This window comes from Ponticoccus sp. (in: a-proteobacteria), from assembly GCF_048381735.1.
This window is the reverse complement of sequence record NZ_JBLXGL010000014.1, coordinates 13,454-33,624: the sequence shown is the minus strand read 5'-3', so window position 1 is coordinate 33,624 and position 20,171 is coordinate 13,454. Positions and strand designations below refer to the sequence as shown.

18 protein-coding genes and 2 riboswitches are annotated in these 20,171 nt (G+C 67.3%); of the genes, 5 read left to right on the top strand and 13 right to left on the bottom strand.

Going from position 1 to position 20,171, the window contains the following annotated elements; all coding sequences use genetic code 11:
* Positions 1-383: 383 nt before the first annotated feature.
* The gene (locus tag ACN5KJ_RS18945) at positions 384-1,448 is read left to right on the top strand and encodes an LLM class flavin-dependent oxidoreductase (protein ID WP_418595569.1); all 1,065 of its coding nucleotides are present in this window, start codon (positions 384-386) and stop codon (positions 1,446-1,448) included.
* Positions 1,449-1,457: 9 nt separating this feature from the next.
* On the opposite strand, the gene ACN5KJ_RS18940 is transcribed toward ACN5KJ_RS18945, so the two are convergent.
* From ACN5KJ_RS18940 to ACN5KJ_RS18920, 5 genes are all read right to left on the bottom strand, one after another.
* Entirely contained in the window at positions 1,458-2,384 is a 927-nt protein-coding gene (locus ACN5KJ_RS18940) for a (2Fe-2S)-binding protein (protein WP_418595567.1), read from the bottom strand.
* Complete coding sequence (locus ACN5KJ_RS18935; protein ID WP_418595565.1) at positions 2,381-3,154, bottom strand: ABC transporter ATP-binding protein; 774 nt, start codon at positions 3,152-3,154, stop codon at positions 2,381-2,383. Before ACN5KJ_RS18935 ends, ACN5KJ_RS18940 begins: the two co-directional genes overlap by 4 nt.
* Positions 3,151-4,281, bottom strand: a complete 1,131-nt coding sequence (locus ACN5KJ_RS18930; protein ID WP_418595563.1) for a FecCD family ABC transporter permease — start codon at positions 4,279-4,281, stop codon at positions 3,151-3,153. The genes ACN5KJ_RS18935 and ACN5KJ_RS18930 overlap by 4 nt, the downstream gene beginning before the upstream one ends.
* An 8-nt stretch (positions 4,282-4,289) precedes the next feature.
* Positions 4,290-5,324 carry an ABC transporter substrate-binding protein gene (locus tag ACN5KJ_RS18925; protein ID WP_418595561.1) on the bottom strand — a complete coding sequence of 345 codons (1,035 nt, stop codon included), beginning with the start codon at positions 5,322-5,324 and terminating at the stop codon, positions 4,290-4,292.
* 13 nt (positions 5,325-5,337) lie between these two features.
* Entirely contained in the window at positions 5,338-5,463 is a 126-nt protein-coding gene (locus tag ACN5KJ_RS18920; protein ID WP_347168248.1) for a hypothetical protein, read from the bottom strand.
* A riboswitch (cobalamin riboswitch) is annotated at positions 5,446-5,637 on the bottom strand. (Overlaps the previous gene by 18 nt.)
* A gap of 387 nt (positions 5,638-6,024) precedes the next feature.
* Positions 6,025-6,219, top strand: a riboswitch (cobalamin riboswitch).
* A gap of 93 nt (positions 6,220-6,312) precedes the next feature.
* Between ACN5KJ_RS18920 and nrdH the strand changes: the two genes are divergently transcribed.
* From nrdH to nrdF, 4 genes are read left to right on the top strand one after another with little or no spacing between them, the layout of a single operon-like run.
* Positions 6,313-6,534: a glutaredoxin-like protein NrdH gene (gene nrdH / locus ACN5KJ_RS18915; protein ID WP_347168247.1), complete on the top strand. Its 222-nt coding sequence runs from the start codon at positions 6,313-6,315 to the stop codon at positions 6,532-6,534.
* Positions 6,535-6,550: 16 nt separating this feature from the next.
* Positions 6,551-6,967 carry a class Ib ribonucleoside-diphosphate reductase assembly flavoprotein NrdI gene (gene nrdI, locus ACN5KJ_RS18910; protein ID WP_347168246.1) on the top strand — a complete coding sequence of 139 codons (417 nt, stop codon included), beginning with the start codon at positions 6,551-6,553 and terminating at the stop codon, positions 6,965-6,967.
* Positions 6,949-9,081 (top strand): class 1b ribonucleoside-diphosphate reductase subunit alpha, encoded by a 2,133-nt coding sequence (gene nrdE, locus ACN5KJ_RS18905; RefSeq protein ID WP_418595558.1) that lies wholly within the window; start codon positions 6,949-6,951, stop codon positions 9,079-9,081. The genes nrdI and nrdE overlap by 19 nt, the downstream gene beginning before the upstream one ends.
* 11 nt (positions 9,082-9,092) lie before the next feature.
* Entirely contained in the window at positions 9,093-10,070 is a 978-nt protein-coding gene (gene nrdF, locus ACN5KJ_RS18900) for a class 1b ribonucleoside-diphosphate reductase subunit beta (protein ID WP_347168244.1), read from the top strand.
* A gap of 416 nt (positions 10,071-10,486) precedes the next feature.
* On the opposite strand, the gene ACN5KJ_RS18895 is transcribed toward nrdF, so the two are convergent.
* The 8 genes from ACN5KJ_RS18895 to ACN5KJ_RS18860 form a co-directional block, all read right to left on the bottom strand.
* A complete protein-coding gene (locus ACN5KJ_RS18895) occupies positions 10,487-11,977 on the bottom strand; it encodes an inorganic phosphate transporter (protein ID WP_418595557.1) in 1,491 nt (496 codons plus the stop codon).
* A 48-nt stretch (positions 11,978-12,025) separates the two neighbouring features.
* On the bottom strand, positions 12,026-12,451 hold the full coding sequence (locus ACN5KJ_RS18890) for an NUDIX hydrolase (RefSeq protein WP_418595555.1): 426 nt from the start codon (positions 12,449-12,451) through the stop codon (positions 12,026-12,028).
* A 198-nt stretch (positions 12,452-12,649) separates the two neighbouring features.
* Positions 12,650-13,795 (bottom strand): HPP family protein, encoded by a 1,146-nt coding sequence (locus ACN5KJ_RS18885; RefSeq protein WP_418595553.1) that lies wholly within the window; start codon positions 13,793-13,795, stop codon positions 12,650-12,652.
* 278 nt (positions 13,796-14,073) lie between these two features.
* Positions 14,074-14,958, bottom strand: a complete 885-nt coding sequence (gene purU / locus ACN5KJ_RS18880; protein WP_347168240.1) for a formyltetrahydrofolate deformylase — start codon at positions 14,956-14,958, stop codon at positions 14,074-14,076.
* A 149-nt stretch (positions 14,959-15,107) separates the two neighbouring features.
* Entirely contained in the window at positions 15,108-15,668 is a 561-nt protein-coding gene (locus tag ACN5KJ_RS18875; protein ID WP_418595551.1) for a sarcosine oxidase subunit gamma, read from the bottom strand.
* The gene (locus ACN5KJ_RS18870; protein WP_418595549.1) at positions 15,661-18,606 is read right to left on the bottom strand and encodes a sarcosine oxidase subunit alpha family protein; all 2,946 of its coding nucleotides are present in this window, start codon (positions 18,604-18,606) and stop codon (positions 15,661-15,663) included. The genes ACN5KJ_RS18875 and ACN5KJ_RS18870 overlap by 8 nt, the downstream gene beginning before the upstream one ends.
* Positions 18,603-18,884 carry a sarcosine oxidase subunit delta gene (locus tag ACN5KJ_RS18865; RefSeq protein ID WP_347168238.1) on the bottom strand — a complete coding sequence of 94 codons (282 nt, stop codon included), beginning with the start codon at positions 18,882-18,884 and terminating at the stop codon, positions 18,603-18,605. Before ACN5KJ_RS18865 ends, ACN5KJ_RS18870 begins: the two co-directional genes overlap by 4 nt.
* A 10-nt stretch (positions 18,885-18,894) precedes the next feature.
* Positions 18,895-20,145 (bottom strand): sarcosine oxidase subunit beta family protein, encoded by a 1,251-nt coding sequence (locus ACN5KJ_RS18860; RefSeq protein WP_418595547.1) that lies wholly within the window; start codon positions 20,143-20,145, stop codon positions 18,895-18,897.
* Positions 20,146-20,171: the final 26 nt, after the last annotated feature.

The window sequence follows — 20,171 nt, the reverse complement described above, 5'->3', positions numbered from 1 at the left end:
CGCCCGGCGCGGCGCGCGGTTGAGACGGCGCATGACCGCCTGACGGAACCGGCCCCCGTACGGCCTTCTGGCCTGCGACCGCTTGCGGCTTGCAGGACCTCCGGTCTGCGGCTACCCCTCGGGGGCCTTCGGGTCCGCCCGGGCCGGAAGGACCGGGCCACGGCGGGGGCGCTGCCGGGGTGCCTGTGCAACCTTGAACGCCACAGCTCCCGTCAGCATCGCTGGCCCGGGGGCAGAAACAGAGGCCGGGCGCAGCAGGGCCGCGCGGCAAAAGACCTGCCACAACGGCGAAGGTCAGAAGGCCGGACCGGGACCGGCTAGGGAGCGTTACGCATGGGCTTTGCACCACCAGAGCAGCCGAGATCCCCGTCGGGCCGGGCACCATGATGCAAGACGCGCAAAGGCTGCGTTTCGATCTGGCGGGCTTTGCCCGGGACGGGACGCTGGGGGATCACGCGGCGCTGATGCGGCTGGTGGAACGGGCCGATGCGCAGGGCTATGGCGGGATCTGGTTCAACGAGTTCCATTTCCGGCGGACCGGCCTGCCCTATCCGCACCTGCCGCTGCTTGGGGCAGAGATCCTTGGCCGGACCCAGCGGCTGCGCTTCGGGACCTCGATCCTCGTGCTGCCGCTGCACCACCCGCTGATGCTGGCGGAACAGATCGCGCAGCTGGATTTCCAGAGCGGCGGGCGGGTCGATGTCGGCATCGGTCGCGGCACGGAACCGGCGACTTTCGACAGGCTCGGGATCGATCCCGGCACGGCCCGGGACCGGTTCGTCGAGGCGCTGACGGTGATGCTGCGGGCCTGGACGGAGCCCCGCGTCGCCTCTGACGGTCCCGCCTGGCCCTTTGCGGAAACCGAGGTCGGGCCGCCGCCCGTGCAGCGCCCGCATCCGCCTGTCTTCGTCGCCGGTGTCTCGGAAGAGACGGTGGCGGTGGCCGCGCGGCATGGCTTTCCGCTGCTTCTGAGCCTCGAGCCGAACGAGTCCCGCCAGATTCCCGTTTTCCGGGACGCCCTCAGGCGCCTTGGCGCAGGGCCCGGGCCGATGGCGGCCTCTTCGCTGTCGCGCTACGTCCTGCCCGCACCCAGCGAAGCGGCGGCCATGGCCGCGCTGGACCGGCTGACCGAGGCGCTGAATGCCCGGCGCGCCGCGCGGGCCGCCGAGCGGGGCCAGCCCCCTGCCCCGCCCCGCGACCGGGCCGCGATGCTGGAGGGCTTTGCCATTGCCGGGACGCCCGAGGCCTGCCGCCAGCAGATCGGGGCGCTGATCGCCCGCACCGGCTGCCGCAACCTGCGCTGCTTCTTCGACGCCAACGGGCTGATCCCGATGCCCCAGGCAGAGGCGGCCATGACACTGTTTGCCACCGAGGTCATGCCCGCCTTCGAAGGCTACCGCGTGCCGCCCGTGCCGGGCCTGCTTGCCGGGGCCGCGACCGAGATCTGATCCGCCCGGCTAGGGAACCGGGGAAGGCTGCCAGTCGCCCAGCAGGCCACCTGTCGGACGCTCGGCGAACTTCTTTTCCTGCGAAGCGCGGATCTCGGCGGGTTTCTTCAGCGGGCAGCCGCCGCAATAACCCTTGTGCGGGGCCTTGTAGGCCAGGCAACAGGTCCCGCGCCGGAAGGCGATGCCCTCGGTCCCGCCCGACGACAGGTGCAGCATCTCGCCCGCCCTGCCCTGACCGGCAAGGCTGTCGCCCGACCGTTCGAAGAGATCCAGGCCGATCCCGGCGGTTCTGGCCCAGGGCACCCTGCTGTGCGTGTCGATCCATGTCAGAATCAGCCCGATCTGCGAGGTCACCGCGCCCTTGGCCAGCAAGCCGCCAAGGCGATACTGCGCCCTGACGCGGTCATGCAGGGGCAGCAGGTGCTCCGCCAGCAGCAGCCGGATCGCGGCGCCTGTCAGATCGTCCGAGGCCGCGCCTTCGGCATCGGGCAGCCTGTCCTGCGGCAGCCCGGTCATGCGCGGTTCGCGCAAGGCCAACGCCGAGGGACGCCCGTCCGCGCCGAAACGCAGCAGCACGTTTCCGGCAGAGACATCGGGCAGACGCCCGAACAGGACCCATGCCGCCAGCAGCGGCGCGGCCACCCGGTAGGCGTAGGTCTGCAGGAACAGGACGGCGGCGGCCTTCGCATCCTCGACCCCGGCAGCCCGGCCCCGGGCCGCCACCTCGCCTGCAATCTCCGCGTCAGACAGGGCCGTTGCCGCAAGCCAGCCGTCGCGGTGCTCTGCCCCGCTGACGACAAACCGCTCTCCCAGCTGCCCGACCACCCGCATGGTCTCTGCTAAGGTGGTGGGACGGTTGGGCCAGTGCGGCGCGGGCAAGGCCTCTGCCATTGCCCGCACCGGCGTGACCTGGAACCCGGGGTCTTCGTCCCTCATGCCCGCACCTCGAAGGGCGCGATCACCGGCGCATCGCGCAGCTGGCCGATCTCGGCCTCCACCCCGTAGGTCTGGCGGATGGTCTGGGGGGTGAGGGCGGTTTCCCACGGCCCCTCGGCCACCAGCCGGCCTTCGTGCAGCAGCGCGATCCGGGTCGAGAAGCGCGCCGCCAGAGACAGGTCGTGGATCGCGACGATGACCCCGACCCCGCGCGTGCGGACCTCGTCCGCCAGAAGGCGCAGCGTTGCAAGCTGGTTGCCGATGTCCAGCGCGCTGGTCGGCTCGTCCAGGACGATCAACGGCGTCTGTTGCGCCAGCGCGCGGGCCAGCATGACCCGCTGACGCTCGCCGCCGCTGAGCGCATCCATGGTGCGGAAGGCCAGCCCGGCAAGGTCAAGCCGGTCAAGCACGCTTTCCACCACCGCGATATCCCCGGCCCGGGGCCGCGTGCCCATGTAGGGCGTGCGCCCCAGCAGGCAGGTGTCGAAGACCGTCACCGGAAAGCCGTCCGGCGGACGCTGCGGCACATAGGCGATCTGCCGGGCACAGGCGCGCGCCGACAGGCTGCGCACGGGCTGGCCGCCCAACAGGACCGCGCCGCGATCCGGGCGGGACTGGCCCAGCAGGGCGCGCACCAGCGTCGATTTGCCCGCGCCGTTCGGACCGATCAGGCCAAGGATCTCCCCCGGTCCGACAGAGAGGCTGACCTCGTCGAGGACGGTGCGCCCGCCGATGCTCTGGCACAGGCCCCTGGCCTGAAGCGTGGTCATGCGAAGGTCTCCCGTTTGCGGGAAATGACGAGGTGCAGGAACATCGGCACACCCACGAAGGCCACGACGATCCCCACCGGCAGGACGGTCGGGCTGAAGGCCAGCCGCCCCACGGTGTCGGCCACCAGCAACAGCGCCGCGCCGCAGATCGCCGCGAAGGGGATCAGCAGGCGGTGATCGCCGCCGATGATCATGCGCGCCAGATGCGGGCCGATCAGCCCGACAAAGCCGATCACCCCGACAAAGCTGATGACACCCGCCGCCGCCACGACCGACAGCAGGATCGCCGTGACCCGCAGCCGGGGCACGTTCATGCCCAGCGACTGCGCCACGTCGTCGCCCGCCACGGTCAGCGCGTTCAGCTGCCAGGCCTTGCGCTGCATCACCGGCAGGATCACCGCCAGCAGCACGGCACAAAGACCCACCGCATCCCATTGCACGCCGTTCAGGCTGCCGAAGGTCCAGTGCACCACGCGGGCCAGCTGTTCTTCGGTCGCGACGAACTGCACCGCCGCCGTCATGGCGCTGAACAGATACATCAGCGCGATCCCGGTCAGGATCATCGCCTGCGCCCCCATGCCCCGCCACCAGGCCAGCGAGAAGACGCAGACCGCGCAGAGCAGCGCGCAGGCAAAGGCCGAGAGCGGCACGAAGTAGACCCCCGCCGCCTGCACACCGACGCCGAACATGATCGCGACAGAGGCGCCGAAGCCCGCCGCCGAGGACACGCCGATGGTATAGGGGCTGACCAGCGGGTTGCGGGTGATGGCCTGCATCAGCACGCCCGATACCGACAGCGCCGCCCCGGCGACCATGGCCATGACCACGCGCGGCAGGCGCAGGAACAAAAGGACGCGGGCGGCCTGTTCGTCCTCTACCAGATCGAGATGGCCGAAGCTCAGCCGCTCCAGCACCACCAGTGCCAGCGTGCCGATGCCGGTTTCGTTGATGCCGCGCACCGCCACCGCCGCCGCGGCCACGATCAGCAGGACGAAGGACAGCGCCACGATCGTGGCGCGCCGCCTGCCGGACGCGCGATAGAGATCGCCGACAGAGGCGGCGGTGGCGACGGTCGGAGTGGCGCTGGGGGCGGCCTGCACCGCCCCGCCTGTCGACAGGGTCCGCATGGACCCGCTCAGAACCCGGCCCGATAGGTCATGCCGGGCTGGTAGGGCAGGCCCTGGAAGTCCTCGATCCACCGGCGCATCGCTTCTTCGGGGTCGATATCGGCGAACAGCTCGGGGTGCGCCCATTTGGCGATCTGCAGGGCGCCGGTGATCTTGGACGACCCGCCCGCGAGGTAGTAGTTGATGACGTGGACATTGCCGCTTTGCCCCGCCGGAGAGGACAGGATTTCCTCGCGGCCGGTCAGGTCGGCCCAAGTCGTCGCGTATTGCGCCTCGGGGATCGTGGTGTAGGAACCCGGCTCCAGCTTGACGATCAGCTGCGGCTGGCGCTGGACGATTTCCTCGGGGTCGATGGTGAAGGCGTTGACGTTCCCGCGCGAGGCCGCCTGATCCTCGATGACGATATCGCCAAAGACATTCTGGCCCCCGCCGGCGGCGATCATGTCATGCCAGCCGGACCCCGGCGTCACGGTCACGAGCGGGCGCTTTTCCTCGAGGTAGACAGGCACCGGCGGGACACCGTCCAGACGCTCGGCCAGCAGGGTCTGGTAGCCGACGTAGTAATCCACCAGATCCGCCGCCTGCTCTTCCTGGCCGAAAAGCTTGCCCATCAGCTCGACGTTCTCGACATGCTTCAGCGTGTCCCAGGCGGTGATGACCATGACCGGGATGCCGAAGGGTTCCAGCTGGCGCGCCGCCTCTTCGTAGACGCCATTGCGCGGCAGGATCACCAGATCGGGGTTCTTGGCGATGATCGCCTCGTAGTTCGGTTCGTTCTGCCCCTGCCCGACCACATCGGCCTCGGTGAACTCGGGCCAGTAATCCGGGTCGCGATAGGTGCTGGCGCCGGTGCCGACAACCTGGTCGATGGCGCCGATGGCGCGGGCGAATTCCACCGAGTAGCGGTTGAAGATCACCGCGCGCTGGATCGGAAGATCGACCTCGACCGAGCGGCCGACATCGTCGGTGATGGTTTCGGCCCAAAGGGGCACCGAGGTCGCCAGCGCGACAGCCGCGGCGGAGAGGGTGGATTTGAACAACATGCGATCACCTCGATCAGTTTTGTTTCCCGAGGTGCTCTTGGGGTGCATCACGGCGCCGGACCCGGCGCCCTTCGGCGTCCGGCCCCATGGCCATGGCTGCCACCCTGCCGAGCCCCTCGTCGGCGGTTGCGTCTGCCATGGCAGGTCTCCTGGCTCGCGGCTCGGACGTTCGATGATCCCTTCCCGGCCCGGGGGCCAGTGGCACGATCGCGAACTCGCCGCCTACAGTTGCGAGGGCAGCCGCAGCCTGGGTCTCCCCGTCCTGCGTTCCCTTTTCATCCGCCGTTGCGGAACCGTGGCAGGCCGGAAGATACAGAGATCGCGCTCCGCGGCAACAGCAAAGGCAGCGGGTCCCTGGCCGTGAGGGGGTAACGCATTGGCGCATCGGGATATTCGGTGGCGCTGGAACTGATGGACCCCCGGCAGCCCGTCGGCGGAGCATGCTGGCCGATGCCCGGCGCGCGGCGGCGGGGGCCTTGTGGATGCGCGCTGTTCGCCGCAGGACCAGCGGGCGCGGAAAGCCGGGCCCGGCGCGCCACAGCCCGGCCTTCGCGACGGGGCATCCTCCGGTGGTCGGCCCGCCGCTTCCCGCCCGGGCGACAGGCAGGATGACGGACCCGAAAAGCCCCTGCCGATACCGGACGTCGACTTATCCCCGGAAAACGACCTTCAATATATTGACACCCCCCTGCCCCGGATCGCAATATGCAGTTGCTTTGGTTCCGGCGGGGTGACTCGTCGGCTAAGAGGGAAGCCGGTGAGGGTCCGGCACTGCCCCCGCAACTGTAAACGGCGAGTTTCTGTCCATTCCACTGGTGTCGGACGGCACCGGGAAGGCGGACGGGCAACGTTTGAGCCGCAAGTCAGGAGACCTGCCAGAGCATGAACGACGACCGCGGCGGAGGGCCCGGGCGCGCGGATAGGTCGTTTGGCCCTGTCCCCGTGTCCGCTTCGCCCACAGGCAGCAAACCGGCAAAGGGACAACCGCATGAGTATCACCGTCTATTCCAAGCCCGCCTGCGTGCAATGCACCGCAACCACCCGCGCCCTGACCGCGCGCGGCATCGATTTCCGCCTCGTCGACCTGACCGAGGACGCCGCGGCCATGGAACTGGTCACCGGGCTTGGATACCGGCAGGCGCCGGTTGTCGTCGCGGGCGACGAGCACTGGGCCGGGTTCCGTCCCGACATGATCAGCCGCCTGTCCTGACGCCGGGCGGTCGGTCATGGGGGGCCTCGCCTATTTTTCCAGCGGCTCGGGCAACACGGCCCGGTTCGTGGAGCGGCTCGGCCTTCCCGCCACCCGGCTGCCCCTGCGCGGCGATGCCGCGCCGCCGCTGATGACCGCGCCCTTCGTGCTGATCTGTCCGACCTACGCGGACGGGGCGGGGCGCGGCGCGGTGGCCAAGCCGGTGATCCGGTTTCTGAACATCGAAGCGAACCGGACCCTGCTGCGCGGCGTGATCGCCAGCGGCAACCGGAACTTCGGAGAGACATTCGCGATGGCCGGACAGGTCATCGCCCGAAAATGCAACGTGCCCGTGCTCTACCGGTTCGAACTCGCGGGGACCGACGCCGACATCGCCCGTGTTCGTGACGGGCTGCAAACCTTCTGGGGAACCCGATGCTTGACGCCAGCCTGACCCAAGGCCTTGATTACCACGCGCTGAACGCGATGCTGAACCTCTATGACGCAGAGGGCAACATCCAGTTCGAAGCCGACCGCATGGCGGCGCGGCAGTATTTCCTGCAACATGTGAACCAGAACACGGTCTTCTTCCATTCGCTGGAAGAGAAGCTGGGCTATCTCGTCGACGAGGGCTACTATGAGGCGCAGGTTCTGGAACAGTACCCCCGGGACTTCCTTCGCAGGATCTGGGAGGCCGCCTTTGCCAAGAAGTTCCGCTTTCCGACCTTCCTTGGCGCGTTCAAGTATTACACCTCTTACACGCTGAAAACCCGCGACGGGCAGCGGTTCCTGGAACGCTACGAAGACCGCGTCGTGATGAACGCGCTGGCGCTGGCGCAGGGCGATGAGACGCTGGCCATGCAGCTGATGGAGGAAATCCTCTCGGGCCGGTTCCAGCCCGCGACGCCGACCTTCCTGAACGCCGGCAAGACCGCGCGGGGCGAATTCGTGTCCTGCTTCCTGCTGCGGCTGGAAGACAACATGGAAAGCATCGGGCGCGGCATCAACTCGGCCCTGCAACTGTCCAAGCGCGGCGGTGGCGTGGCCCTGATGCTGACCAACATCCGCGAGTACGGCGCGCCCATCAAGGGGATCGAGAACCAGTCCTCGGGCGTCATCCCGGTGATGAAACTGCTGGAGGACAGCTTCAGCTACGCCAACCAGCTGGGCGCCCGGCAGGGTGCGGGCGCGGTCTATCTGCACGCGCATCACCCGGATATCCTGCGCTTTCTCGACACCAAGCGCGAAAATGCCGACGAGAAGATCCGCATCAAGACCCTCAGCCTTGGCGTGGTGATCCCGGACGTGACCTTCGAGCTGGCGAAGCGCAACGAGGACATGTACCTCTTCTCGCCCCATGACGTCGAACGGGTCTACGGCTGTGCCTTCTCGGAAATCTCGGTCACCGAGAAATACGCCGAGATGGTCGACAACCCGAAGATCCGCAAGAAGAAGATCAACGCGCGCGCGTTCTTCCAGACGCTGGCCGAAATCCAGTTCGAAAGCGGCTATCCCTACATCATGTTCGAGGACACGGTGAACCGCGCGAACCCGATCGCGGGCCGGATCACCATGTCGAACCTCTGCTCCGAGATCCTTCAGGTGAACGAGCCGTCCGAATTCAACGACGACCTCAGCTATGCGCACATGGGCACCGACATCTCCTGCAACCTCGGGTCCATGAACATCGCGCGGGCCATGGATGGCGGCGATCTGGGCGCCTCTGTCGGCACCGCGATCCGGGCGCTGAACGCGGTGTCCGAGATGTCGGCCATCGACTCGGTGCCCTCGATCCGCAAGGGCAACGACGAAAGCCACGCCATCGGGCTTGGGCAGATGAACCTGCACGGCTTCCTTGCGCGCGAGCATATCCAGTACGGCAGCCCCGAAGGCGTGGAATTCACCAGCGCCTATTTCGCCGCCATCCTGTTCCACGCGCTGACCGCCTCTTGCCGACTGGCGCAGGAGAAGGGCCGCAGCTTCAAGGGGTTCGAGACCTCGGCCTATGCGGATGGCAGCTATTTCGACAAGTACACCGACCGCAGCTGGCGCCCCGAGCAGCCATCCGTGAAGGCGCTGTTCAAGCGGTTCGGCATCGAGCTGCCGGGCAAGAAGGACTGGGTCGCGCTCAAGAAGGACGTGATGACGCACGGGCTGTACAATCGCAACCTGCAGGCGGTGCCGCCCACTGGGTCGATCAGCTACATCAACTATGCGACCTCCTCGATCCATCCGATCACCGCGAAGATCGAGATCCGCAAGGAGGGCAAGATCGGTCGCGTCTACTATCCGGCGCCCTACATGAACGCCGAGAACCTCGAATATTACCGCGACGCCTACGACATCGGCCCCGAGGCGATCATCGACACCTATGCCGCGGCGACGGAACACGTCGACCAGGGCCTGTCGCTGACCCTGTTCTTCCCCGCCGAGGCCAGCACCCGCGATATCAACCGCGCGCAGATCTACGCCTGGAAGAAGGGCATCAAGACAATCTACTACATCCGCCTGCGCCAGGCCGCGCTGGAAGGCACCGAAGTCGAGGGCTGCGTGTCCTGCACGCTTTGAGGAACGAGACGATGAAAGACATGACCCACACCCGCCCCGTCCCCCGCGCGATCAACTGGAACCGCCTTCAGGACGACAAGGACCTGGAAATCTGGAACCGCCTGACCGCCAATTTCTGGCTGCCGGAAAAGGTGCCGCTGTCGAACGACATCCAAAGCTGGTCGCAGCTGACCGAGGACGAACAGACCCTGACGATCCGGGTCTTCACCGGGCTGACGCTGCTGGACACGATCCAGAACACGGTCGGCGCGCCCGCCCTGATGCCCGACGCCCAGACACCGCACGAAGAGGCGGTGCTGACCAATATCGCCTTCATGGAGGCGGTGCACGCGCGGTCCTATTCGTCGGTCTTCTCGACCCTGTGCCAGACCGTTCAGGTGGACGAGGCCTTCCGCTGGTCGGCGGAGAACGAACACCTTCAGGCCAAGTCCCGCCTGATCCTCGACGAATATGACGCCACCGCGAACCCGCTGAAGAAGAAGATCGCCAGCGTGTTCCTCGAAAGCTTCCTCTTCTACTCGGGCTTCTACCTGCCCATGCACTGGTCCAGCCGTGCGCGCCTGACCAATACCGCCGACCTGATCCGGCTGATCATCCGGGACGAGGCGATCCATGGCTATTACATCGGCTACAAGTTCCAGCGCGCGCTGGAGCGCCTGCCCGAGGCCGAACGGGCCGAGTTGAAGGACTTTGCCTTTGCGCTGCTCTTCGACCTCTACGACATCGAGGCGCGCTATACCCAGCAGCTCTACGATCCGCTGGGCCTGACCGAGGACGTCAAGGCCTTCCTGCATTACAACGCCAACAAGGCGCTGCAGAACCTCGGCTTCGAGGCGCTGTTTCCGGACGAGACCTGCCGGGTGAACCCCGCGATCATGGCGGCCCTGTCGCCGGGTTCGGACGAGAACCACGACTTCTTCTCGGGGTCTGGGTCGAGCTACGTCATCGGCAAGACCGTCGCGACCGAAGACGCCGACTGGGATTTCTGACGCCCGTCGCTTGTCGGCCCGCTCCGGCCCGGGGCGGACCGGCAAAGGGGTGGCGTTGGACGAAAGCGCAGATTGGCGGGTAGGGCGTGATCCGGCGGCGGCTCGGGGCCTGTGTGCCCGCGGGGCCGCGCCCGACAGCACCACCCCTGCGTGATGCGGCTGTAGCGCCCCCTGCCCTGATGCCGCCCACGGCGACGAGGCCGGGCACCTGTTTTCCGGCCAGATAGCGGGCCCTCAGCGCCGCTGCGCCCTGCCCGTCATCCGCGCCGTTGAGCCCTTGGGGCGGTGCGGTCGGAGGCGCTGGCGCCCGGCCCTCACCCGGCTTGCCCGTCAGGGCCTGCCTCCCGTGGCGAGGCGTCTTGCAGGCAGGCCGCTCATGCCCTCCGGCGCGACGGGAAAAGGCCCCGCGCAGGCGGTCACGAGACTTCCAGCACGCCGCGGATCACCGTGAAGATCGCCGCAGACAGCAGCGCCGCCGCCGGGACCGTGATCACCCAGGCCGCGATGATGGTCATGAAATGGGACCGCCGCACCAGCTTGCGCCGCCGCCGTTCCTCGGGGGCCAGGCGCATCTCTTTCGGCACGGCGGCCTTGACGTTGCGCATCCGGCGCTCTGCGTCCCATTCCCGGAAGAAGCCCACGCCAAAGACGCCGCCCACGGCGATATGGGTCGAGCTGACCGGCAGCCCCAGCCAGCTGGCCACGATCACCGTGATCGCCGCCGAAAGCGCCACGCAATAGGCGCGCATCGGGTTCAGCTTGGTGATCTGGTTGCCGACCATGCGGATCAGCTTCGGCCCGAAGAGGAAGAGGCCGAAGGAAATCCCCATGGCGCCGATCACCATGACCCAGATCGGGATGCCGAAGGCATGGGTGAAATCGCCGGTGCTCGAGGCCTGCACAATGGCCGCCAGGGGACCGACCGCATTGGCCACGTCATTGGCGCCATGGGCAAAACTGAGCAGCGCCGCCGAGACGATCAGGGGGATGCCGAACAGCACCTTGAGCGACTTGTTGCGGTTCTCCAGCCCCTCGGACTGGTGGCGGATCACCGGGATCATCACCAGCCAGATCAGGACCCCGGAGCCCAGACCGATCAACAGCGCTGCGCCGAGGTCGATCTTCACCAGCTGCTTCAGGCCCTTCAGCGCGATATAGGCGGCAAAGGCGCCGCCCATGATGCCCACCAGAACCGGGACCCAGCGCCGGGCAGAGGCGATCTTGTCCTCGGTGTAGATGATGTTCGACTTGATGAACCACAGGAACCCGGCGGCGATGGCCCCGCCCAGCATCGGCGAGATCACCCAGCTTGCGGCAATCGCGCCCATCTGCCCCCAGCTGACGGCGGCAAAGCCCGCCGCGGCGATGCCCGCACCCATCACGCCGCCGACCACCGAATGCGTGGTCGAGACCGGCGCGCCGATCCATGTGGCAAGGTTGACCCAGAGCGCCGAGGCCAGCAGCGCCGCCATCATGGCGGTGATGAAGGCGCCGGGCGTGCCCATGCTTTCCGGCGCGATGATGCCCTTGGCGATGGTCGAGACCACGTCGCCGCCCGCGATCAGGGCGCCCGCGCTTTCGAAGACCACCGCGATGGCGATGGCCCCGCCCATGGTCAGCGCGTTGGCGCCCACCGCGGGCCCCATGTTGTTGGCCACGTCGTTGGCGCCGATGTTCAGCGCCATGTAGGCCCCGAAGGCCGCCGCGATCACCACGACCAGCGTGTTGTTCGCCTGCCCGAAGATCAGCGCCGCCAGAAGCGCGGCGAAGACCACGAAGACCAGCCCGACTCCCAGCCCGATGACCGGTCGGCTGACATAGGCCGTGGCCTGCTCTAGCGTCGAAAGCCGTCCGAGGTCACGGTCCAGTGTCTCGAGGTGGCTGGGGTCCAGATCGTTGTGCGACATTACTCACTCCCGCAATACGCAGACGCGGGTAACGGCAATGTAACAGATTTACAACAAGGCGACGTCGGAAGATGCCGTATGGAAACGTTCGAATATCTCCCGAAGGCCCGGTTCCGCGACCAGTGTCGCCGCGTCACGCGGCGCGTGCCATGCCAGACGGCGCTGACCGGCTTCGGGAAAACGCTCTTCAAGGCCCGCGACCTCCATCGGGTAGACCAGAACCCGGACCGGGATCGGCAGGCCCGACCGCTTGGTCTTCAGGTAGCGGAATTCGCCGATCGCCTCGGCGGGAATCGCGACGGGACGCACGCCCGCCTCTTCCCAGGCTTCCTCTGCCGCGGCCTCTGCGGCGTCCCGGCCGCGCATGAGTCCGCCCTTGGGAATGACCCAGCGCCCGGTGTCCCGGCTGGTGATCAGAAGCACTTCGCGCCCCGCCCCCTCGCCACGATAACACAGGGCCGCGATCTGGATCATGTCTGGTCGCCGTACAAGTGGCAGCACATAGTCCGTGAAAAAACTGAAAATCCGATGCTTCAAAGAATACCTTTCGCAACTGCAAGAAACCCGCAGGCGGCTTTGCGCACAAAGCGGCCCTGCCGGTCTAAACATGACGCTTTGCGGCCCGGTTTCAAGTCTACCGGCCACGCGGCCCCGCCAAAGCCCCGCGAAAGGTCAGGGTCGGCGCATGGATAGGCGCGCCATGGCGGCCACCGCATCGGTCCGCGTCACGATGCCGACGATCCGGCCGTCTTCGATGACCGGAACGGCATCGGCCTCGCCCTCGGCCAGCAGCGGCAAGAGCACGGTCAGCGGCGCATCCGGTGCAACCCGGGCCCCGGCGCTGCTCATGATGTCACCCGCCCGCACCGGCTGCCGCCGCGCAGGGTCCAGCAGGCGCCGCATGGCCGCGACAAAGCGCCGGTCCAGCCGCAGCGCGTCCTCCCTGACCCGCGAGATCAGGTGGATCTGGAAGATGACCCCAAGGAACCGCCCATCCTCGGCCACCACCGGCAGAGAGGTGAAACGGTGGCGCCGGAACAGCTCTGCCACCTCGACCAGCGGGGTCCCGGGGCCGACCGTGATCAGGTCGCGCGACATGATGTCGGCGGCGGTCAGCGGGCCGACCTCGTGGCTGGCGGCCTGCAATTCCGCCGCGCCGATCAGCCGGGCCAGGTCCTCGACGCCCAGGTTGAAGGACTGGCGATAGCGTTCGAGGATCGCGGTCAGCTCTGCCTCGCCCAGACCGATCCGTTCGAGCGCGCCGGGTTCGTCCGTGCCGTGGGTGTTGGGTTCGTTGAACTGGCGGAACGGGTAGCGCCGCCCGGTCAGGCGCGCGTAGACCGCCGCCAGGGCGACCAGCGCAAGGCTTCCCACCGCCACCGGCGTCAGCGCAAAGGTGAACCCCATCGCCTCTACCGTCTCGGGGCTCATGGCGGCCACCATGGCCACCGCGCCCGCCGGGGGATGCACCGCCCGGGCAAGGATGGTGACGACGATCGCCCCGCCGACCGCCACCGCGATCCGCAGGGAAGGATCGGGGACCCAGAGGCAGGCGGCGACCCCGACGATGGCCGCCAGCGTGTTGCCGACGACCACCGACCAGGGCTGGGCCAGCGGGCTGTTGGGCACCGCGAACAGAAGGACGGAGGTGGCCCCGAAGGGCGCGATGAGGAACAGCCCGGTGGACAGGTCGACCAGGGGCGACAGCACGAAGACGGCGATGACCACAAGCGCGGCGAAGGCCCCGAACCCGTTCCGAAGCGCCTCTGCCGGGGGGGTATGGCCAACCGCCGGGCCAAGGGATCTGAAAATACTCATACCGGGCACTCCCCTCTTCCTGCCACACGCGTGGCGTCGCGGGGCCGTGCAAAAAAGGCGCCGCAATGCGTCGCCCCCCGGCTTCTATCCAAGGTCTCTGCCGGGTGCGAGGGCATTCCGCCCCCCCGGCCCCGGCCTGCGCGCGGCTGTCCGCCCCCGCGCCGCCCACCGCGTCGACGTCACACAGCCCCCCCGCCGCCGGGCGCGGGGAAGCCGGTCTGTGGGCCCGGATCCTGCGCCTGACGCGCTTGATGACCGGTTGCGGCCCTAGCGTCGGGTCAGCCCATCTTCTCCGAGCTGTAGGAACCGGGGCCTGCGGGCACCACCACGGTCTTGTTGCCGTTCAGGAAGACGCGATGATTGGCATGGGCGTGGATCGCGCGGGCGAGCACCTGCGCCTCGACATCCCGGCCAAGCGAGACGTAGTCGGATGCGGACTGGGCATGCGTCACGCGGATGATGTCCTGTTCGATGATCGGGCCTTCGTCCAGGTCGGCGGTGACGTAGTGCGAAGTGGCGCCGATCAGCTTCACCCCGCGCTCGAAGGCCTGCTTGTAGGGATTCGCGCCCTTGAAGGACGGCAGGAAGGAATGGTGGATATTGATGATCCGGCCCGACATCGTCTCGCACATCTCGTCGGACAGCACCTGCATGTATCGCGCCAGCACGATCAGTTCGGCCCCCGCCTCTTCGACGACCTTCATGATGGCGGCCTCGGCCTGCGGCTTGTTTTCCTTGGTGACCTTGATGCAGTGGAACGGGATATCCGCGTTCACCACCACTTTCTGATAGTCCATGTGGTTCGAGATCACGGCGACGATGTCGACCGGCAGCGCGCCGATCCTGACGCGGTACAGCAGGTCGTTCAGGCAGTGCCCGAACCGGCTGACCATGATCACCACCTTCATCTTCCGGGCGACATCGTGGAACGCGGCCTGCATCGAGAACGTCTCGACGATTTGCGCGAACTCGCCCTCCAGCTCGGAAAGGGTCGTCCCCGCTTCCGCCTCGAAGGCCACGCGCATGAAAAAGCGCCCCGTGTCGAGGTCGTCGAACTGGGAACTGTCGGTGATGTTGCAGCCGTGCTCCGCCAGGAAGGTGGAAATGGCGGCGACGATTCCGCGACGGGCCGGGCAGGTCACGGTCAGGCAGTATTTGGTCATGGGTTTCTCCGCGATGACCGCGCGCGTGTGGCGGCGCGGTCTGTCTGTGGGCCAGGGTTGGGGTTGGGTCGGGCCCGCAGGGCCGGCGGATCGGGCCGCCCGCAGCGGCGGCTTTCCCGCGCCGGCGGTGGCAGCGGCAGTGGGCGCGGTCATCGACCGCCCCAGCCGCGTGCCGCCGTCGCAAGCGCATGCCACAGCGCCTGCGCATAGGTGCGCATCCCGATCACGGCCAGATGGTCATCGCTCCGGCGCAGGAGAAAGACGCTCATGTGTTCGAGGTTGGTGCGCACAACGCTGCCGGGGGTGAAGCCCTTCGGGTCGAGGTTGACGAGCTTTGCCAGCAAGGGCTCGACGAAGCCCCCGCCCCCGCTTGAGGTGATCTCGAAGGCGGTGAACCCGTCGGTCTGCTCACTGACCGAACACGCCGGGGCCTCGGCCAGGACCCGGGCGCAAAAGTCGGCGGCGCCCTGACCGGGCCCCTCGATCATCCACTGGTCGCGGCCGATCCAGAATGCCCCGGCATCGGCGCCCGAAACCGCCTGCCCGGCGGGGGGCAGGGTCAGGCCGAAGGGGCTTGGCGCACTTTGCCCCCTGCGCAGGGTCAGGGACGCCAGCGCGAGGTCGGCGTTCTCGACAAGGGTCAGGGCGCCGTGGGTCTCACGGCGGGGCTCGGTCGCGCCAAGGGCGGTCATCGGGATGAGATCAGTCACGGAGGCGCACTCCTTCGGGGTCGACAAACTGGGCGGACACGACTTCGACGTCGCAGTCCTGCCCTTCCAGAGGGTTGGCCACGGTGATCACCTCGCCCAGACGGCTATCGCCGTTCTCCAGATATCCAAGCGCGATGTGGCTTCCCAGATTGGGCGAATAGCAGGCGGAGGTGACCCAGCCCTGATCGGTTTGCAGATCCTGCCTGTCGCCCCTTGTGAACAGATGCGCCCCGGCGGGGATCTGAATATCCGGGCTGCGCGGCCTGAAACCGACAAGGCGGCGCGGTTCGTTCGCCAGACCTTCGCGGCGGGACATGACCGCGCCGATCGAATCCTTCTTGGCGGACACCATCTTGCCCAGCCCCAGCATCGATGCCGTTGTCTGGCCGGTGATCTCGGCGCCCGTCGCGTGGCCCTTCTCGATCCGCAGCACACCAAGCGCCTCGGTCCCGTAGGGCGTCGCCCCCAGATCCACGCCGCACTGCATCAAACGCTCTACCAGGGCGTTGCCATAGCGGGCGGGCACCGCGATCTCATAGGCAAGTTCGCCCGAGAATGAGATCCGGAAAAGCCGCGCCCGAAGCCCGCCGCAGATCGTCAGGCCGGAACAGGCCATGAATGGGAAGGCCTCGTTGGACAGATCGAACCCGTCGACGACCCGGCTTAGCAGCGCGCGTGAATTCGGACCCGCAACCGCGATTTGCGCCCAGGCATCCGTTGTCGAGATCAGCTGCACGTCGAGGTCCGCCCAGAGGCACTGACGGGCAAACTCCATGTTGCGATACACGGCCCCGGCATTCGCGGTGGTCGTCGTGACCACATAGTGATCCTCGGCCAGACGGGCGCAGGTGCCATCGTCGTAAAGCGTGCCGTCCTCGCGCAGCATAAGCCCGTAGCGCACCCTGCCCACCTTCAGCGTACCCATGGTATTGGCGTAAATGCGGTTCAGGAACTCTGCGGCATCGGTGCCCTGCACGTCGATCTTGCCCAGCGTCGTGACGTCGCAAAGGCCCACGCCCTCGCGAACGGCCCTGGCCTCGCGGTCGACGGACTGGCGCCAATGCGTCTCGCCCGGTTGCGGAAAATACTGCGCCCGCATCCATTGCCCCACTTCGACGAACTCGGCCCCCAGCGACTCGGCCCAGCTGTGCGTGGGCGTCAGCCGGCGCGGGCGATAATGCGCCCCCGTGTCGCCGCCGCCCAGCACCGAGAGCGAAACGCCGGTGTAGGGCGGGCGGAAGATCGTCGTGCCGGTTTCGGGAATGGTCGCCCCGGTCAGTTCCGCCATGACAGCCAGCGCGGAGATATTGGAGGTCTTACCCTGATCGGTCGCCATGCCAAGCGTCGTCCACCGCTTGAGATGCTCGACCGAACGCATGTTCTCCTGATGCGCCAGCGCGATGTCCTTGACGGTCACGTCGTTCTGGAAATCGACCCAGGCGCGTTTCTTGCCGGGCACGTGCCAGAACGCGGCCTGGGCCATGACGCGATCCTCGGCAGAGGGCAGCGCGATGTCCCAAGCCGTGATGCCCAGATCCAAGAGCGCCGTTTGCGCCGCGCGCATCCCGCCTGTCAAAGCGGCAGCCGCGCTGCCCTGCCCCGCCGCCGCCCCCACGGCGACAAGACCGCTCGGCCCGGTGTCACCCGGCACAAAGGCCAGAAGCTCGTCGTTCCACTGCGGGCGCCCGCGATGGTGCGAGGCGAGATGGACATTGGGGTTCCAGCCGCCCGATACCGCCAGGGCCCCGACATCGTGCCAGGAGGATCTGCCGTTTCGCGTGATCTGGATGGCGCTCAACCCCTTGCGGCCACGCGTGCCGGTGACGGTGCCGCCCGCGAAGACGGCGTAGTCGCCGAACCGTGGCGCATCCGCCCGGCTGTCGATGACGCCCAGCACCTTCGCGCCCTTGGCGATCAGGTCCATCGCCGTGCGGTGGCCGTCATCGCCATTGGTGAACACCGCCACCGCGTCCGAGGCCGATCGCACCGGCGCGGCGGCCCATCGGTTGACATAGGCGCGCATCGCCCCGGCGAGCATGATGCCCGGGCGGTCGTTGTCGGCAAAGGGGATGTGGCGTTCGATGGCCCCGGCGGCCAGCACCGCGCGCCGCGCTGTGATGCGCCACAGCGTCTGGCGGACTCCTTCGCCCGGCTCTGGCAGGTGGTCGGCGACCCGCTCGACCGCGCCGTAGATGCCGTGGTCATAGACCCCGAAGACCGTGGTCCGCGACAGGATCCGCACGTTTGGCAGGGTTTCGAGTTCGGCCTGCACTCGGGCCACCCAATCGGCGGCGGGCGCGTCATCCAGCGGATCGCTTTCGGCCAGCAGGCGCCCGCCAAGCCGGAAGTCTTCGTCCGCGAGGATCACGCGCGCCCCGGCCCGTCCGGCGGTCAGTGCCGCCGCAAAGCCCGCCGCCCCGCCGCCGATGACCAGCAGGTCGCAATGCAGGAAGCCCTTGTCGTAGCGGTCCGGGTCGGGCAGCATCGACAAGGCCCCAAGTCCTGCCGCCTTGCGGATTGCGGGCTCGTAGAGCCTTTCCCAGAACGCCTTGGGCCACATGAAGGTCTTGTAGTAGAAACCGGCGGCGAAGAAGGGCGACAGCAGGTCGTTGACCGCCAGAAGATCGCGCCCCAGCGAACCCACGTGGTTCTGCGACCGGGCCGTCAACCCCGCAAAGAGCTCGGTGACGGTCGCGCGTGTGTTGGGTTCCGAGCGGGCGCCCTCGCGCAGGGTGACAAGGGCGTTGGGCTCCTCGGACCCGGCCGAGAAGATCCCGCGCGGGCGATGGTACTTGAAGCTTCGCCCGACCAGCTGCACGCCGTTTGCCAGAAGCGCCGAGGCCAGCGTGTCACCGTGGTAGCCGACATAGGTCGTGCCGTTGAAGCGGAACGGAAGCGCTGTGTCGCGGTCGATGTGACCGCCGGTCAGACGGGTCATTTCGAGCCTCGCAGATTGACGTCGGCGGCCAGTTCGGCGCCGAGGATTTCGTGGGTCACGGTGTTGCGGGTCACGACAAGCCAGGACCGGTCGCCCTGCTCGTGGTACCAAAGCTCGCGATGGATCCCGGCGGGGTTGTCGCGCAGGTACACGTAGTCGCAGAACGCGGCCTCGGCATTGTCGGCGACCGGGTCCGGCCGGTTCATCAGGCTGGCATCGCCGAGATAGGTGAATTCCTGGCTGTCGCGCAGCCCGAGAAGCGGATGAGGGATCAGCATTCTTGTCTCCTCAGTGCAGGTTGGGTTGGGCGCCAACGCCCTTTTCGTCGATGACATAGCCGCGTGCGAAACGGTCCATCCGGTAGGCCGTCGCAGTCTCGTGCGGGGTGCCGGTGGCCAGCAGATGCGCAAAGGCGTAGCCCGAGGCCGGGGTCGCCTTGAAGCCGCCGTAACACCAGCCGCCGTTGAAGAAGAGCCCGTCGATATGGGTGCGGTCGATGATCGGAGAGCCGTCCATCGACATGTCCATGACGCCGCCCCAGCTGCGCAGCAGCCGCGCCCGCCCGATCATCGGCATCAGCGCCATGCCGCTTTCGATGACGTCCTCGACAATCGGCAGGTTGCCACGCTGCGCATAAGAGTTGTAGCCGTCGATGTCGCCGCCGAAGACCAGCCCGCCCTTGTCGGACTGGCTGATGTAGAAATGGCCGACCCCGAAGGAAATCACGGCCGGAAGCGTCGGCTTCAACCCTTCGGTCACGAAGGCCTGCATGACGTGGCTTTCGATCGGAAGCCGCATGCCAGCCATCGCCATCACGCGCGAGGACGAGCCCGCAACCGCGACGCCGACCTTCTTCGCCCCGATGAAGCCGCGCGCGGTCTCGACGCCGACCATGCGTCCGGCCTGGGTCCGGAATCCGGTGACCTCACAGTTCTGGATGATGTCGACGCCGCGCAGGTCCGCCGCCCGGGCATAGCCCCAGGCCACCCCGTCGTGACGCGCAGTGCCGCCGCGTTTCTGCATGAGGCCCGCCTTGATCGGAAAACGCGCGTTGTCGAAGTTGAGAAACGGCAGCATCTCGCGCAGCCGGTCACGCGACAACAGCGTGCCACCGGCGCCGGACAGCTGCATGGCATTACCGCGCCGACGAAACGCGTCGCGCTGACCGTCTGTATGGGCGAGGTTGATCACCGACCGCTGGCTCATCATCGAGTTGAAATTGAGATCCTGCTCCTGCCGCTCCCAGAGTTTCATCGAGAACTCGTAGAACGGCTGGTTGCCGGGCAGCAGGTAATTGGAGCGGACGATGGTTGTATTGCGTCCGATGTTTCCCGAACCCAGCCAACCCTTTTCAAGAACGGCAATGTTGGTCAGGCCATATTGCGTCGCAAGGTAATAGGCGGTGGCCAGCCCGTGACCACCGCCGCCGACGATTATCACATCGTAGGACTTTTTGGGTTCGGGATTGCGCCACAAAGGCTTCCACCCCTTGTGGCCGGTCAAAGCCTCTTTCGCCACTTTGAAGCCAGAAAATTTCATAGCCGCGCTCCTTTTTCGGTATTGTT

What these genes read in the sequence shown, in the direction of transcription:
- ACN5KJ_RS18945 (WP_418595569.1), top strand. Translation starts at nt 384, where the DNA reads ATGATGCAAGACGCGCAAAGGCTGCGTTTCGATCTGGCGGGCTTTGCC.
- ACN5KJ_RS18940 (WP_418595567.1), bottom strand. Translation starts at nt 2,384, where the DNA reads ATGAGGGACGAAGACCCCGGGTTCCAGGTCACGCCGGTGCGGGCAATG.
- ACN5KJ_RS18935 (WP_418595565.1), bottom strand. Translation starts at nt 3,154, where the DNA reads ATGACCACGCTTCAGGCCAGGGGCCTGTGCCAGAGCATCGGCGGGCGC.
- ACN5KJ_RS18930 (WP_418595563.1), bottom strand. Translation starts at nt 4,281, where the DNA reads ATGCGGACCCTGTCGACAGGCGGGGCGGTGCAGGCCGCCCCCAGCGCC.
- ACN5KJ_RS18925 (WP_418595561.1), bottom strand. Translation starts at nt 5,324, where the DNA reads ATGTTGTTCAAATCCACCCTCTCCGCCGCGGCTGTCGCGCTGGCGACC.
- ACN5KJ_RS18920 (WP_347168248.1), bottom strand. Translation starts at nt 5,463, where the DNA reads ATGGCAGACGCAACCGCCGACGAGGGGCTCGGCAGGGTGGCAGCCATG.
- nrdH (WP_347168247.1), top strand. Translation starts at nt 6,313, where the DNA reads ATGAGTATCACCGTCTATTCCAAGCCCGCCTGCGTGCAATGCACCGCA.
- nrdI (WP_347168246.1), top strand. Translation starts at nt 6,551, where the DNA reads ATGGGGGGCCTCGCCTATTTTTCCAGCGGCTCGGGCAACACGGCCCGG.
- nrdE (WP_418595558.1), top strand. Translation starts at nt 6,949, where the DNA reads ATGCTTGACGCCAGCCTGACCCAAGGCCTTGATTACCACGCGCTGAAC.
- nrdF (WP_347168244.1), top strand. Translation starts at nt 9,093, where the DNA reads ATGAAAGACATGACCCACACCCGCCCCGTCCCCCGCGCGATCAACTGG.
- ACN5KJ_RS18895 (WP_418595557.1), bottom strand. Translation starts at nt 11,977, where the DNA reads ATGTCGCACAACGATCTGGACCCCAGCCACCTCGAGACACTGGACCGT.
- ACN5KJ_RS18890 (WP_418595555.1), bottom strand. Translation starts at nt 12,451, where the DNA reads ATGATCCAGATCGCGGCCCTGTGTTATCGTGGCGAGGGGGCGGGGCGC.
- ACN5KJ_RS18885 (WP_418595553.1), bottom strand. Translation starts at nt 13,795, where the DNA reads ATGAGTATTTTCAGATCCCTTGGCCCGGCGGTTGGCCATACCCCCCCG.
- purU (WP_347168240.1), bottom strand. Translation starts at nt 14,958, where the DNA reads ATGACCAAATACTGCCTGACCGTGACCTGCCCGGCCCGTCGCGGAATC.
- ACN5KJ_RS18870 (WP_418595549.1), bottom strand. Translation starts at nt 18,606, where the DNA reads ATGACCCGTCTGACCGGCGGTCACATCGACCGCGACACAGCGCTTCCG.
- ACN5KJ_RS18865 (WP_347168238.1), bottom strand. Translation starts at nt 18,884, where the DNA reads ATGCTGATCCCTCATCCGCTTCTCGGGCTGCGCGACAGCCAGGAATTC.
- ACN5KJ_RS18860 (WP_418595547.1), bottom strand. Translation starts at nt 20,145, where the DNA reads ATGAAATTTTCTGGCTTCAAAGTGGCGAAAGAGGCTTTGACCGGCCAC.